The sequence below is a fragment of the Sphaerospermopsis sp. FACHB-1094 genome, from assembly GCF_014696195.1.
In the GTDB taxonomy this organism is placed as follows: Bacteria; Cyanobacteriota; Cyanobacteriia; order Cyanobacteriales; family Nostocaceae; genus Sphaerospermopsis; species Sphaerospermopsis kisseleviana.
The window spans coordinates 39,911-52,945 of the sequence record NZ_JACJPT010000015.1 but is presented as its reverse complement, the minus strand read 5'-3'; the positions used below and the strand labels follow the sequence as shown (position 1 = coordinate 52,945).

Below are 13,035 nucleotides of genomic sequence, written 5' to 3'. Positions count from 1 at the left end.
GAAATTTTAATTTATGGACTTCGATGCCTCTCATTCCCTATTAAACGTTCCTACTGGTTTATTAAAGATTGCGGAACATCCACCTAGTGATGTTGTAGCTAGAAACAATGATCTTCTCCTATCTCTGGTAATTCCTACTTACAAAGAGCGTGATAATATCGAGAATATCATCAATATCCTCACTGGTTTACTAGATGCAGCGATACCTAATAATTATGAATTAATTGTAGTTGATGATGACAGCCCGGACCTCACCTGGCAGGTAGCACAATCTTTGATATCTGATTATCCGCAGTTGCGGGTAATGCGTCGTCAAGATGAAAGAGGACTTTCTTCGGCGGTAATTAGAGGTTGGCAAGCCGCTAAAGGGCGTGTTTTGGGTGTGATTGATGGAGATTTGCAGCATCCGCCAGAAGTATTATTACAACTATTACAAAAAATAGAACAAGGGGCGGATTTGGCTTTAGCTAGTCGTCACGTTGAGGGTGGTGGTGTCAGTAGTTGGAGTGTGGTGAGGCGGTTTTTATCCCGTGGGGCGCAGGTTTTAGGGTTGATTATTTTACCAGGGGTATTGGGTAGAGTTACTGACCCGATGAGTGGTTATTTTATGGTGCGTCGAAGTGCGATCGCTGGTGCTACGATGAATCCTGTGGGGTATAAAATTCTTTTGGAGGTGATCGGTAGAGGTAACGTTAGAGAAATTGCTGAAGCGGGTTATATCTTCCGCGAAAGAACAGAAGGAGAAAGTAAAGTAACGTGGAAGCAATATGTTGAGTATATTCAACATTTAATTCGTTTACGGGTATCTACTGGCAAGTTAGGTAAAATCAGTCGCAGAATAGATTTCCCCATTGGCAAATTTATCCGCTTTGGTTTAGTGGGTTTGAGTGGGGTGTTTGTAGATATGGCAGTGCTTTATTTACTCAGTGATGCTTCTACTTTGGCTTTACCTTTAACTCGCAGTAAAATAATTGCTGGTGAAATTGCCATTTTTAATAATTTCCTGTGGAATGATGCTTGGACATTTGCAGATGTGTCCATTCAGCAAAAAGGATGGAAACAACGCATTAAGAGGTTTTTAAAATTTAATGTGGTTTGTTTAGCAGGATTGGTAATTAATGTTTTGGTTTTGAATGTTGTTTATAATTTCTTGATTCCTAATCAGTATATTGCTAACTTGATTGCGATCGCAGTAGCAACAATTTGGAATTTCTGGGTTAACCTCAAATTAAGCTGGCGGGTGACAGATGTAAAATAATCAATTTGATTGGTGATTGGTGATTGGTGATTGGTGATTGGGGAGAAATTCCTTAACTATTGCCTATTCCCTATAAATGGTTTTAACCAAGTTAGAGAAATAGCAAGATCGAGAAGAGTAACTGCTAAGGCAAACCAGAAAATACTCTCTGCGGCTAAGATTAAAAAAGGTAAAATTGCATTATTGAAACTCCAACCAAATTCTATTTGAGTTAATCCGCGTACTAAACCAAAAGCAAATACCGCACCAGATTTAAGGTGACTATTTTTATCTACTCTGATGATATAGCGATAGGTGACACCAAATAGAAAACCAGAAAAACCTGCAATTACAGCACTAAGTATAAATTGTAAATTAATTGGTGAATTAATTATTTGTGAAATTTGTGAAATTTGTGAAATTTGTGAAATTTGTGAAATTTGTGAAATTTGTAAATTAATTATTTGTAAATCAATTGACGAACCTTGATGAATATTCAGTATAGGAAAATACTGCTTTAGCAACAACCCATTAACAACAGTCGTAACTAAGAAAGCAGAACCAACGGATAAACTACCAATAACACCTGCTTTGACAGATTCTAACCTTTCTTGCATGAGTTCCATAAACCTGGCCAGCCTTCTGTAAACACCAATGAACAATCTACCGCCTTTTCCCGGTATGATAAACATTAGAAACCTTTTGCAATTATTTGAAAAGTAGAACTATGATTTTGACACTAGGTTGGGTATCACTTCTGGTTGTGTTCACTTGGTCGATTTCTATGGTAGTCTGGGGACGGAACGGACTCTAGAGGAATCGTGGAAAGTCCATTACTGAGTATTTTGGCTATAGTTGCCCTAGTTCTGCTGGTAGGAGTTACAGGTGGTGTAGTCTATTTAACCTTGGCAGATTGGCGCGATCGCCGTCGTCGAGAAGACGAAACCCGTGAACTTAAACGCAGCACTGCCAAACGTCGCTGATTTTACAGCCCATACAAACACATACAAAGCTTTATGTGGGGACATGATTAAATTCGTGTCTCCACATATTTTATGGCAACAGGAGGCAGGACTTTTTTATTTTGGATTTTGGATTTTGGATTTTGGATTGTTTTTGTTATCTCCAATCTAAAATCTTCTTCACTCCCTATTTATTCCCTTCTTGCTGTCACCTGTCACCTGTCACCTGCTATATCTACTTCCCCTGGTAGATCCAAAGCGATTAATAAAGCCTGTGCTAGATGTGCCATTACTGCGTCAGAAAGTACACCTCGTAATCGCAAAAAGCGCGTTTTAGATAATACCCGCACCTGATCTGCCATTGCGATCGAGTCTTTTCTCAGTCCGCCATCTGGTGCTAAAATTAAAACTTGAGTGGGGTAAACCCGCTTGCCGGTTTGATAAGTCGTGCAAGGTACTGCCAAAACAACTGGGCTAGATAAATTAATTACGTCACGACTGACAATAATTACGGGGCGAGTTCCTCCTTGTTCTGAACCTTCAGTCATTTCTAGACGCGCATCGTACACTTCACCCCTTCTCATCGTGGAGATTCCCCTAGCTGCAACGCCTCCCATTGAGCCGTAGCAAATTCCGCCTCCATTCTTAAAACTTCTGCTTGATAATCTGGATCTCTGGTCATTTCCGCTAAAGCGGCATCAATTTCGGCTCGCCTTTGTGCTGCTAGTTCTCGCTTCAAGGCTTGCACCACAAACTCATTTCTACTTTTGGCTTTCCCCTCTAACACAGCTTTATCAGTCGCTTCTAACAATTCTTTCGGGATCGTTAACGTCGTGCGAATAGTTTCTACTTTCATGGCGCGTTCAGTCTGTGATGTCTGAAGTGATGCCTTATATGATATCGTTTTCGGCATCCATTAGGAACTGTAAATTTGTCATTGGTAATTGGTAATTGGTGATTGGTAATTGGTGATTGGTAATTGGTGATTGGTGGGTTATTATTCTCCTCTACACCCCCAAACAAATTTAAACCCCCCAAACGGAAAATGTCAGGGGGGTTAGCAATTGCAAAAAAACAGGCTCTATATCCATAAATTAATTATTCACTTGGGAAAAATAACCTTGGGGCAATAAATATATGATCATCGGTACTGGAATACTCTTGTTTGATTTTGATTTAAGACTTACCGCGTTTAAGCGAACCATCAGCATATAGTTCTAGGGGTACTAATTCAGTTTTGCCATTAGCTTTTACTTGGGAGTAAACTACTTTGAGCAAAGGAGAGTGGTTTTCATTGTAACGTAAACACATAACATATCCTCTCTTGTCTGTTACAAATTTTTCTGGTCTTCAAGGCAGTTGATCTCTATAATATAAAGATGTTTTTTAAGTTGTTTGTAGTTTGCATTGCCTTGATTGAGTGTTTTTTTCTCTTTACTTTATAATACCAAAGAAAAGCTTAAATTTGGGAAAAATAGCGGTAAATATCATGAAGATTTGAACAAGTTAGCAAATAATGTTGTCAGTGGAAATTATTAGATATACTTACTGAAAGCACAATTTAGTTACCCAAAAAATCATATATAAATAACAACTGGTTATGATATGTAATTCCCTCATGATTTGCCAGTTAATTGATTGCTTGGGAAGAGAAATTTACGTCACAGTTACAGAGTATAATTGATTTATAACTTTACTGACAAACTAAGTAAGTCGGTACAAAAAAAACAAGCAAGTACAAAAATGTAAAATTGCTAAAAACCTATTCCCTTCTGCCTCCTGCCTTCTGCCTCCTGCCTTGCCATAACGACAATTTTTAATGCCTACCTACTTATGAAAACACCCACAGAACTGCCAACTCGCTTAGACTACTACTACCAACAAATCAAAACCATTATTCTCGCTCGTCAAAATCCTATCACGGGTTTGTTGCCTGCGAGTACCGCAATTACCGCTCATGGTGATTATACTGATGCTTGGGTGCGAGACAATGTTTATAGCATTTTGGCAGTTTGGGGTTTAGCGCTGGCATACCGAAAAATAGATAATGATCAAGGACGTACTTACGAACTTGAATATAGTGTTGTTAAATTAATGCGTGGTTTGCTCTTCGCTATGATGCGACAGGCGCATAAAGTTGAAAAATTTAAACATACCCAATCTTTGTTAGATGGACTGCATGCCAAATACAACACAGCTACTGGTGATATTGTTGTTGGTGATGATGAATGGGGACATTTACAACTAGATGCCACATCTATATATTTGCTGATGTTGGCAGAAATGACAGCAGCAGGTTTATCAATTATTTTTACCTTGGATGAAGTTAACTTTGTCCAAAATTTAGTTTATTACATTGGTAGAGCTTACCGCACACCAGATTATGGAATTTGGGAGCGAGGTAATAAAATTAATCATGGTAAGGCAGAATTAAATGCTAGTTCTCTGGGAATGGCAAAAGCTGCACTAGAAGCTATCAATGGACTGAATTTATTTGGTGTGCATGGTAGTCAAGCATCAGTAATTCATGTTTTACCAGATGAAATTTCTAGAGCGAGAATTACTTTAGAATCTTTATTACCAAGAGAGTCTGCATCTAAAGAAGTTGATGCTGCATTATTGAGTATTATTAGCTATCCTGCTTTTGCTGTTGAAGATGCACAACTGAGGGAACGCACATATAAGGAAATTATTAATAAATTAGCTGGTAAATATGGCTGTAAACGCTTCCTCAGAGATGGACATCAAACAATTTTAGAAGATACTCATCGGTTACATTATGAACCTTGGGAACTGAAACAATTTGAGGATATTGAATGTGAATGGCCGCTATTTTTCACTTATTTAGTGCTTGATGGTATTTTTCGTCAAGACCAGGAACAAGTGCAAAAATACCAAGAATTGTTAGCAGCATTACTGGTAGAAAGAGATGGTTTCCAGTTATTACCAGAATTGTATTATGTACCAGAGGAAAAGATTGAAGCGGAGAAATTAAATCCCCATTCCCAAACAAGATTACCTAATGAAAATATCCCCTTAGTTTGGGCGCAAAGTTTGTATTTTCTGGGGCAAATGTTGAGTGAAGGTTTAATCGCAGTAGGTGATATTGATCCCTTGGGTAGACATTTGTGCGTGGGTAAAAAACGGGAAGCAATGATACAAATTGCTTTATTGGCAGAAAATGAAGAAGTGCAAGCACAATTAGAAGTATATGGCATTGAAAGTCAAACACCCAACCAAGTAGAACCCATTCAAGTGAGACAAGCTGGGGAATTATCAGAAATTTATACGCAAATTGGGCGCAATGATCAATTAGGTTTAACAGGTCGTCCGGTGCGAAGGTTGCGGAGTTTGACAACTTCCAGAATATTTAAAATTCAAAATCAAACTGTTGTATTTTTACCTGCTTTCTTAGATGCACAGCAGTTTTATTTAACGCTAGATTATCATTTTCTGCTGGATCAAATTAGAGGTGAATTGGCTTATATCCAAAAATATTGGAGTGATTTAGGTCGTCCTATTTTGACATTGATGATTACTCGCACGATGCTAGAAACAGGTTCAGATGCATTATTAGCATTAATGCAAGAACTGAAAAATGGTGTTTGCGGTGGTGTGCAGGTAAAATTAGGCAAGTTAAATCAATTAATGTTGACTGGGGCAATTCAAAGAATTGATTTTATTACAGATATAGAATTATTCTGTCCTCCAGTTAAAAATGCGAGATTACGTTGTTATTACTTGGTTTCTCAGCCTGAGAAAAATTGGCGGTTGGGACATACTCAAGAATTTCAAATGGAATGTGAAACTAACTTAGATTTGTTACTAAGTTATTTACGTTCCTCAGAAAATATCTATGAACAAATTGAATTACTGCAAACTTTAAATCGGTTAAAGGGTTTGGATTTTGATACTGGTTATGGTGAAGATGGTTATAGTGTGACAGTGGGTGATTTATTGGATGAAGTTTACACTAAAGCAGGTTATTTAGGTTTGTGGGCGGTGGTGCGTCGTGCTGCTGGTTTACGGCAAATGGTGGATATTGGTTTATCGGATGCGGTGACAAGTATTTTGGTAAGAGGTAAACAAATTGCTGTAGGTAGGGCTTATAGTGAAGCTTCGTTAATAATTGTACCAAAATCACATCATGAAATTGCCGAGAAAATTAATAATTTCTGTCGGGAAGATATCAGAGACAGGGTTTTAACTCAAGAAATTCTCATTTATTTAGGTGTGTTAATCAAAACAGAACCAGAATTATTTAAAGGACTTTTAACACTGAGGGTTGGTTATTTAATTCTGTTAATTACTAGCGAATTAGCTCAAGAATTAGGTGTGACCCAAGACGAAGCTTATGATCACCTGATGCAGCTTTCACCTTATGAAGTGAAACTGCGTTTGGAAAAAGTTTTAACAAGTTATAGTGGGGTGAGTGGTTTATTACGTCAACAAGAATCACTGCATATTAAGCAAAAAGAAAGTGATATTGCTTGGGTAGTGCAACCTGTAATTAGTGAAGATGAAATTGCCGTGACTCCAGAAAATTGGCGGAGATTTCGTCAAGCGGAAGGGGCAATAAATCGAGTTCCCAAGGACTTTTTTAAACAAGTTTGGTTGTTAATGCACCATTGTAAAGGTTTGGTGATTGGCGATAAGTTGGAAAGACGGAATCGTTTAGAAAGTGAGGTGATGATTTCGGAAATGACTGCGGGTGAAAGAAATTTTGCCTTGAGAATTGAACATTTACTCAATAAAATTGAAGCGCCAGAATATCGCCAAGTAAATGTGGAAGCGTTGATGGAGTTAGGAGCTATAGCTGCGAATAACCCTAATTTACAAATTCAAGATTATATAGTATTAGATGTGTTAATTGGTCACGCAGTGCGGTTAGCGTGGTTAGAAAAAAATCCTGAACGGGGCGATCGCTATGATGAAGATAAAGGTTTAGCATGGCCTCAATTTTACAACACTTCACCCAGAGATTGCGCTAATTATATTTTGAAAGCCTTGAAGTTCTTGACAGAATTTGCGAGGGATTTTTAAACTCAAAATTAGGACATTAATCCAAAATCATGCAACTTCTAGTTGTGGCTGGTAATTGGTAATTGGTAATTGGTAATTATCAATTACTACCCAGTCACCAGTCACCAGTCACCAGTCCCCTATTACAAGGAGTGTAAAAAATCCGTGCATATTCATACCCTTGAACAATGGCAGCATTCTCACGATTTTTCTGTAGATCAAAATCAGGCAGAAAAAAATACTAAAATTGTGATGCTGCTGACGGCATTAACAATGGTTGCGGAAATTGCCGCAGGAACGTTTTTTGGTTCGATGGCTTTGCTTGCTGATGGTTGGCACATGGCCACTCATGTTGCAGCTTTTGGAATTACGATTTTTGCTTATCAATATGCACGCAATAATGCCAATAATCCCAAGTATACTTTTGGCACAGGAAAGGTTAGTGTTTTGGGTGGTTTCGCTAGTGCTGTAGCGTTGGCAGTGATCGCTTTTGTGATGGGAATGGAATCACTGGGGCGGTTTTTTGAACCGCAAAATATTCACTTTAATGAAGCAATTGGTGTGGCTATTATTGGCTTGGTTGTGAATATCGCCAGTGCTTTTTTATTGCAAGATAATCATCATCATGAACATCATGAACATCATCATCATGAACATCATGAACATCATCATTATGAACATCATGAACATCATCATCATGAACATCAAGATCATAATTTGCGTGCTGCTTATATTCATGTTTTGGCAGATGCACTAACTTCTGTGTTTGCGATTATTGCTTTATTTGCTGGTAAATTTTTGGGTTGGGTGTGGATGGATGCAGCAATGGGATTTGTGGGTGCTGCGGTAATTGCTAAATGGTCTTATGGTTTGGTGCGTGATACGGGTTTAATTTTATTAGATGGATCAGGTGATAAACAAATCAAATTAGCTATTGTTAATGCTATAGAAGAAAATGCTGATAATAAGGTTACAGATTTGCATATTTGGTATGTGGGTCAGCATCATTTAGCTGCTACAATTTCTTTAGTTACCCATTATCCACAAACACCGGAATATTATAAAAATCTCCTCAAAGATATTCCTTCTCTTGCTCATGTTGCTGTGGAAGTTAATCATTGTCAAGGTGAACCTTGTGTAGATATTCATGCAGTCTAAAATTCTGACTGATGCTGTAAGTTATAATGGTTTCAGTTCTAATTATTCAGGAGGTGAGATGATGGTTATTGCTAATATCAACCCGCCGATTATTACCCCAGAGATCACAAAAACTCACTTTACTCCAAATGAGTATAGAGAGATGGAGGAAATCGCTAAAGAACGCCACGAATACCGCGATGGGGAGATTATTGTTATGCCTGGAGGTTCAGAAATTCATAGTGCGATCGCTAGTAATATTTTAATTTATTTGGGATTTTTGCTCAGAGATACTGATTTTCGTTTTTATGGTGGTGATTTGCGGGTTTGGATTCCTAATTTTAATCATGGAACCTATGCTGATGTTATGGTAATTAATGGTGAACCAGAGTTTAATAATAATCGCACGGATGAAATTCTCAATCCTCTCCTAATTATTGAAGTTCTTTCACCTTCAACAGAAGGTTATGATAGAGGGAATAAATTCAGAAAATATCGTTCTCTTCCTAGTTTTTGTGAATATGTACTGGTTAGTCAAGCTGAAGCTTATATTGAGCAGTATTATAAACAGGAAGAAGAAAATAACCATCTTTGGCAATTGAAAGCTAATGATCATATTGATCAGTCAGTTTTTCTGCACAGTTTAAATATAGAACTTCCCATGAAAGAAATTTATCGACGGATTAAATTTTAAATTAAATTTAAAAGCGATATTTTCACACACAACATCTGATAATATCACTCATCTATTAGAGTGCGTTAAGAACATTTAACGCACCATGTATTTCATGTTTATAAATTGCTAACTGCTTCGGCAATTTTTCCTGAAACAAAAGGTAAAATTTCCCGACTCTTAGCTTGTGCTTTTCCTTCGGTAAATACTATTAACAAATAAGGACGCTGTTCTGGTAATTCAATATAAGCCGCATCATGGCGCACAGAACTTGTCCAACCGGCTTTTGACCAGATTTGACTATTTTGGGGTAAACCACCGCCTAAAAAGCCTGTAACTTGGTCTTCTTCCACATCTTGGGGTAACTCATCAGGGTTAAGACTGCGTTTGAGTAAAGACATCATTTGTTGCGATCGCCCACTGGAAACCGCCACCCCTCCCACGATACTATGTAATAACCTGGCAGTGGCATTAGTTGTTAACATATTTCTATTTTCAAACATTTCCCCATAAAACGCCCTTTCTCTACCAAAAGGACCATCACCCCAAGTTTTTTGACAAACATTAATATTTGTCATTTCTTCCCAACCCAAAGATTGATAATAACGGTTAATAATTTGGCGTTGATATTTCCAAGTTTCAAAAGGTCCTATAGGTAATTCTGGTCCTGAAGTAGTACCGCTGAGAATATCAACTATTAAACTGGTAGCATCATTGCTGGATTCAATAATCATATCACTTAACGCCCGTTCTAATTCCTTAGAGGTGTTAGTCATGCCTTTTTCTAACCATTCATGAACAGCAACTAAATAGAATAATTTGACAACACTTGCAGGATAAATACGTTCTCCACCACGATAATTAAAACCTCTCACACCATGACCCCAAAAAGCGTCAGGAGTCAAAGCGCCACCAGTATTTACAGGAATTGGAGGATCATAAACAACCCAAGTTAAAGCAATTTGATCACGGTTTAAATTAGGAAAATTAGAAAAAGTAGATTCTAAGATTTCATTACCGAGATTTTCTAGTTGTTCGTTGTGATTGAAGAAAACCATTTGCGAATAATTCCTTGAAAATATCAAAATGTGAATTTCTTTATTTATTCTAACATTAATTGTATACTAATTATTATGTGCAACAAATTATAATTCATGCGGCGTGATTCCATTTTTTATAAACTCTTTTAACAATATCCATCGCTGTTATTTCAGCTTTTAGACAATCCACCTGCAAATGCAGACGAATATATATTTGATTCTGTAGCAGTCAAAGAACCGAAATTTGAAATTGATGGTGTATTTTTACCACCTGAAACCGAAAATCCGGGTGCTGTTTATTTCTGCGAGGTGCAATTTCAGAAAGATGAAAAACTCTATGAAAGAGTATTTGCTGAATCTGCATTATATTTCTATCGCAACCGTGATAGATTTAGTGATTGGCAAGCAGTAATAATTTACCCATCTCGTAACACAGAACAAAGCGATATTTACCCTCATCGTACACTATTGAATGGTGAACAAGTTCATCGTATATATTTAGATGAATTGGGAGATATTCAGCAATTACCTGTATGGGTAGGATTGATGGTACTGACAACCTTAGAAGAAAGTCAAGCACCAGCAGCAGCAAGGTATTTGTTAACAAGAACTAAACAAGAAATACCAACACCATCAAATCAAGTCATAATAGAAATGATCACCACGATCATCTCGTACAAATTTGAAAACTTAACCCGTAGCGAGGCTGAAGCTATGTTAGGAATAACCCTCAAAGAAACTAGACTTTATCGAGACATAAAAGAAGAAGGAAGAGAAGAAGGTGCAGAACAAGCAACAATTAATTTAGTGATCCGACTTTTGACTAAGCGGTTTGGAGAATTATCAGCAGAAAGACGTGCTGAAATTTTTGATTTACCGTTATCTGTACTAGAAGATTTGAGCGAAGCATTGTTAGATTTTACCAGTTTAGCTGATTTAGAAACTTGGTTAACAGAGGTGAAAAAATAAAGTCTAAATTCCGGGTAAAGGTTACAAGTTTACCTTTGCCCTTTTTTCGCTTAAAATTCGCTAACAACAATAAATTATCCATCTATCAAAATCAAAAAAATGAATTTTATAATGAATTTTATAATGAACTTTGAAAATTATTTACAATCCCTACAAAAAAACTTACAACGTTGTAGTGAACGCACCCATTACCCTGCTTTAAAAAGCTTACTTGATCAACCATCAGCACAAATTGAAGCCACCATAGAAGAAAAAGGTAATAAAGCCGGTATTCCTGATTTCACCATCAGAAAACGAGATTTATTAATAGGCTATGTAGAAGCGAAAGATGTAGGTGTAGATTTAGCAAACATTGAAAAAACAGAACAATTAGAACGATATCGAGAATCCCATATTGGGGCAAATTTTATTTTAACAAATTACCTAGAATTTCGCTGGTATGTTGATGGTAAAATGCGGTTAAAAACTATCACGTTCTCTGTTTGAGGTGAGCTAACGATCAAGTTTTATCATAATTTCTGTATTTGATATTCAGCAGGGAGTCGCTATTTGTTTTATGATTAAATATTCCCAGAAGGAAAAAATATGAAATGGCGTGTTATTTTAGAACCCGATCATGAAACCGGAGATTGGGCGGTTTGATGTCCAGAATTACCTGGTTGTGTTTCCGCAGGTGAAACAGAAGCAGAAGCTTTAGAAAATATTCGTGAAGCGATCGCACTTTATCTAGAACCTGACACAATTACATTAAAACCAGGAGCAGTCATGCGAGAGGTTTTAGTAACATGACTCGTATCCGCAGAATGAATGCAGATGAAGTTGAAACTATCTTAAAAAATTACGGGTTTGAATTAGTGTCACAGAAAGGTAGTCATCACAAGTGGGTTAAAATACCGCAAAAAAGCGAATAGAAGTTTATCCTTTGATGATATTCTGCATTATCAAAAAATAGTAGTTGCTTTAACAGAAACATTAAAGATTATGACAGAAATTGATCAGATCATTCCTGAATGGCCAATTACATAAATTTGATTAAATTCTCGGAATGTTGGGTTTATCCACTTACTCTAATCTACAAATAGAATACTCTTTTTAAAACCAAACATGATATAATCCTTTAAATCCTGATTCTGATCACAAAATTCTGACTTTTGACTTTTGACTTCCCGAAAGGTGTCCTGATTCTGACAAAAATATGTCTTTAAATTTAAATTTACTAATTCCCCATTCCCCAACAAACGAATATCAATGTCTAGCTGACCTCAATTTATATGATGCTCCTGAATGCGTCCGGTTAGCAACTCAAGCTGCTGCTGGTCGCAATTTACGCATTACATCAAATCATCAAGATACAGCAGTTCAAGTTTGTTTATGCGAAGATGATTATCCGGGATGGGTTGCTGTTAATGATTTGTCATTATTACAACCTGCTACCACACCCTACGAACCTGCATTTTTTACTGAATCAGAAATTAAAAAACTACTCCCAGAGGTAATTGAATTTACTCAACAAGCAATGCAGCAAAATAATTATTATTTGTGGGGTGGAACAGTAGGACCCAATTATGATTGTTCTGGTTTAATGCAAGCTGCTTTTGTATCTGTGGGTGTGTGGTTGCCAAGAGACGCTTATCAACAAGAAGCTTTTACCCAACCGATTAATATTAATGATATCGAACCAGGGGATTTAATCTTTTTTGGAACTCCGCAAAAAGCAACTCATGTAGGTTTATATTTAGGTGATGGTTATTATATTCACAGTTCAGGAAAAGAACAAGGACACAATGGAATAGGAATTGATCAACTTTCGGAACAAGGAGATAAAGTTAGTCAGTCATACTATAAACAATTACGGGGTGCTGGTAGAGTTGTGAAAAGCTATGTTAGTCAATTGATAATTGACAATTGATAATTATTTATAGGACTTACGCAAGATTGGACTGGGAACGAGATAAACCCAATTTTTTGTTAAAATCAACCATCAGCGATCGCCTA

Annotated in this window: 15 protein-coding genes and 1 pseudogene; 11 read left to right on the top strand and 5 right to left on the bottom strand. The window is 37.0% G+C overall.

Annotated elements, in window-relative coordinates:
* Positions 1-13 precede the first annotated feature (13 nt).
* Positions 14-1,258 (top strand): glycosyltransferase, encoded by a 1,245-nt coding sequence (locus H6F47_RS07075; protein ID WP_190648177.1) that lies wholly within the window; start codon positions 14-16, stop codon positions 1,256-1,258.
* A 56-nt stretch (positions 1,259-1,314) separates the two neighbouring features.
* On the opposite strand, the gene H6F47_RS07070 is transcribed toward H6F47_RS07075, so the two are convergent.
* A complete protein-coding gene (locus H6F47_RS07070) occupies positions 1,315-1,929 on the bottom strand; it encodes a hypothetical protein (RefSeq protein ID WP_347239068.1) in 615 nt (204 codons plus the stop codon).
* A 35-nt stretch (positions 1,930-1,964) separates the two neighbouring features.
* Here H6F47_RS07070 and petN point away from each other — a divergent pair, with 35 nt between their 5' ends.
* The gene (petN, locus tag H6F47_RS07065) at positions 1,965-2,051 is read left to right on the top strand and encodes a cytochrome b6-f complex subunit PetN (RefSeq protein ID WP_013189847.1); all 87 of its coding nucleotides are present in this window, start codon (positions 1,965-1,967) and stop codon (positions 2,049-2,051) included.
* A 7-nt stretch (positions 2,052-2,058) separates the two neighbouring features.
* Positions 2,059-2,220 carry a hypothetical protein gene (locus tag H6F47_RS07060; protein WP_096570625.1) on the top strand — a complete coding sequence of 54 codons (162 nt, stop codon included), beginning with the start codon at positions 2,059-2,061 and terminating at the stop codon, positions 2,218-2,220.
* A gap of 194 nt (positions 2,221-2,414) precedes the next feature.
* Here H6F47_RS07060 and H6F47_RS07055 read toward each other — a convergent pair whose 3' ends face one another.
* The 3 genes from H6F47_RS07055 to H6F47_RS28435 all read right to left on the bottom strand — a co-directional run bounded on the left by H6F47_RS07055 (position 2,415) and on the right by H6F47_RS28435 (position 3,510).
* Entirely contained in the window at positions 2,415-2,783 is a 369-nt protein-coding gene (locus tag H6F47_RS07055) for a type II toxin-antitoxin system PemK/MazF family toxin (RefSeq protein WP_187039041.1), read from the bottom strand.
* Complete coding sequence (locus tag H6F47_RS07050) at positions 2,780-3,055, bottom strand: ribbon-helix-helix domain-containing protein (RefSeq protein WP_096570629.1); 276 nt, start codon at positions 3,053-3,055, stop codon at positions 2,780-2,782. The genes H6F47_RS07055 and H6F47_RS07050 overlap by 4 nt, the downstream gene beginning before the upstream one ends.
* 320 nt (positions 3,056-3,375) lie before the next feature.
* The gene (locus tag H6F47_RS28435; RefSeq protein WP_268932421.1) at positions 3,376-3,510 is read right to left on the bottom strand and encodes a hypothetical protein; all 135 of its coding nucleotides are present in this window, start codon (positions 3,508-3,510) and stop codon (positions 3,376-3,378) included.
* Between the two features lie 522 nt (positions 3,511-4,032).
* Here H6F47_RS28435 and H6F47_RS07045 point away from each other — a divergent pair.
* The 3 genes from H6F47_RS07045 (at position 4,033) to H6F47_RS07035 (ending at position 9,052) form a co-directional block, all read left to right on the top strand.
* The gene (locus H6F47_RS07045; protein ID WP_096570631.1) at positions 4,033-7,242 is read left to right on the top strand and encodes a glycoside hydrolase family 15 protein; all 3,210 of its coding nucleotides are present in this window, start codon (positions 4,033-4,035) and stop codon (positions 7,240-7,242) included.
* Between the two features lie 69 nt (positions 7,243-7,311).
* Entirely contained in the window at positions 7,312-8,379 is a 1,068-nt protein-coding gene (gene dmeF, locus H6F47_RS07040; protein WP_199291089.1) for a CDF family Co(II)/Ni(II) efflux transporter DmeF, read from the top strand.
* A gap of 61 nt (positions 8,380-8,440) precedes the next feature.
* Positions 8,441-9,052 carry a Uma2 family endonuclease gene (locus tag H6F47_RS07035; protein ID WP_190346866.1) on the top strand — a complete coding sequence of 204 codons (612 nt, stop codon included), beginning with the start codon at positions 8,441-8,443 and terminating at the stop codon, positions 9,050-9,052.
* Positions 9,053-9,150: 98 nt separating this feature from the next.
* Here H6F47_RS07035 and H6F47_RS07030 read toward each other — a convergent pair whose 3' ends face one another.
* Positions 9,151-10,089: a serine hydrolase gene (locus tag H6F47_RS07030; protein WP_096570635.1), complete on the bottom strand. Its 939-nt coding sequence runs from the start codon at positions 10,087-10,089 to the stop codon at positions 9,151-9,153.
* 144 nt (positions 10,090-10,233) lie between these two features.
* Here H6F47_RS07030 and H6F47_RS07025 point away from each other — a divergent pair, with 144 nt between their 5' ends.
* The 5 genes and pseudogenes from H6F47_RS07025 to H6F47_RS07005 all read left to right on the top strand — a co-directional run bounded on the left by H6F47_RS07025 (position 10,234) and on the right by H6F47_RS07005 (position 12,949).
* On the top strand, positions 10,234-11,040 hold the full coding sequence (locus H6F47_RS07025) for an Rpn family recombination-promoting nuclease/putative transposase (RefSeq protein WP_242027349.1): 807 nt from the start codon (positions 10,234-10,236) through the stop codon (positions 11,038-11,040).
* Positions 11,041-11,163: 123 nt separating this feature from the next.
* Entirely contained in the window at positions 11,164-11,526 is a 363-nt protein-coding gene (locus H6F47_RS07020; RefSeq protein ID WP_199291088.1) for a hypothetical protein, read from the top strand.
* A gap of 99 nt (positions 11,527-11,625) precedes the next feature.
* Positions 11,626-11,829, top strand: a pseudogene (locus H6F47_RS07015) (type II toxin-antitoxin system HicB family antitoxin).
* Entirely contained in the window at positions 11,826-11,951 is a 126-nt protein-coding gene (locus tag H6F47_RS07010) for a type II toxin-antitoxin system HicA family toxin (RefSeq protein WP_190346830.1), read from the top strand. The pseudogene H6F47_RS07015 and the gene H6F47_RS07010 overlap by 4 nt, the downstream one beginning before the upstream one ends.
* 284 nt (positions 11,952-12,235) lie before the next feature.
* Entirely contained in the window at positions 12,236-12,949 is a 714-nt protein-coding gene (locus tag H6F47_RS07005; protein ID WP_096570642.1) for a C40 family peptidase, read from the top strand.
* The last annotated feature ends 86 nt before the right edge of the window (positions 12,950-13,035 follow it).

Coding starts and splice junctions, on each gene's coding strand:
- H6F47_RS07075 (WP_190648177.1), top strand. CDS start 14: ATGGACTTCGATGCCTCTCATTCCCTATTAAACGTTCCTACTGGTTTA.
- H6F47_RS07070 (WP_347239068.1), bottom strand. CDS start 1,929: ATGTTTATCATACCGGGAAAAGGCGGTAGATTGTTCATTGGTGTTTAC.
- petN (WP_013189847.1), top strand. CDS start 1,965: ATGATTTTGACACTAGGTTGGGTATCACTTCTGGTTGTGTTCACTTGG.
- H6F47_RS07055 (WP_187039041.1), bottom strand. CDS start 2,783: ATGAGAAGGGGTGAAGTGTACGATGCGCGTCTAGAAATGACTGAAGGT.
- H6F47_RS07050 (WP_096570629.1), bottom strand. CDS start 3,055: ATGAAAGTAGAAACTATTCGCACGACGTTAACGATCCCGAAAGAATTG.
- H6F47_RS28435 (WP_268932421.1), bottom strand. CDS start 3,510: ATGTGTTTACGTTACAATGAAAACCACTCTCCTTTGCTCAAAGTAGTT.
- H6F47_RS07045 (WP_096570631.1), top strand. CDS start 4,033: ATGAAAACACCCACAGAACTGCCAACTCGCTTAGACTACTACTACCAA.
- H6F47_RS07035 (WP_190346866.1), top strand. CDS start 8,441: ATGGTTATTGCTAATATCAACCCGCCGATTATTACCCCAGAGATCACA.
- H6F47_RS07030 (WP_096570635.1), bottom strand. CDS start 10,089: ATGGTTTTCTTCAATCACAACGAACAACTAGAAAATCTCGGTAATGAA.
- H6F47_RS07020 (WP_199291088.1), top strand. CDS start 11,164: ATGAACTTTGAAAATTATTTACAATCCCTACAAAAAAACTTACAACGT.
- H6F47_RS07010 (WP_190346830.1), top strand. CDS start 11,826: ATGACTCGTATCCGCAGAATGAATGCAGATGAAGTTGAAACTATCTTA.
- H6F47_RS07005 (WP_096570642.1), top strand. CDS start 12,236: ATGTCTTTAAATTTAAATTTACTAATTCCCCATTCCCCAACAAACGAA.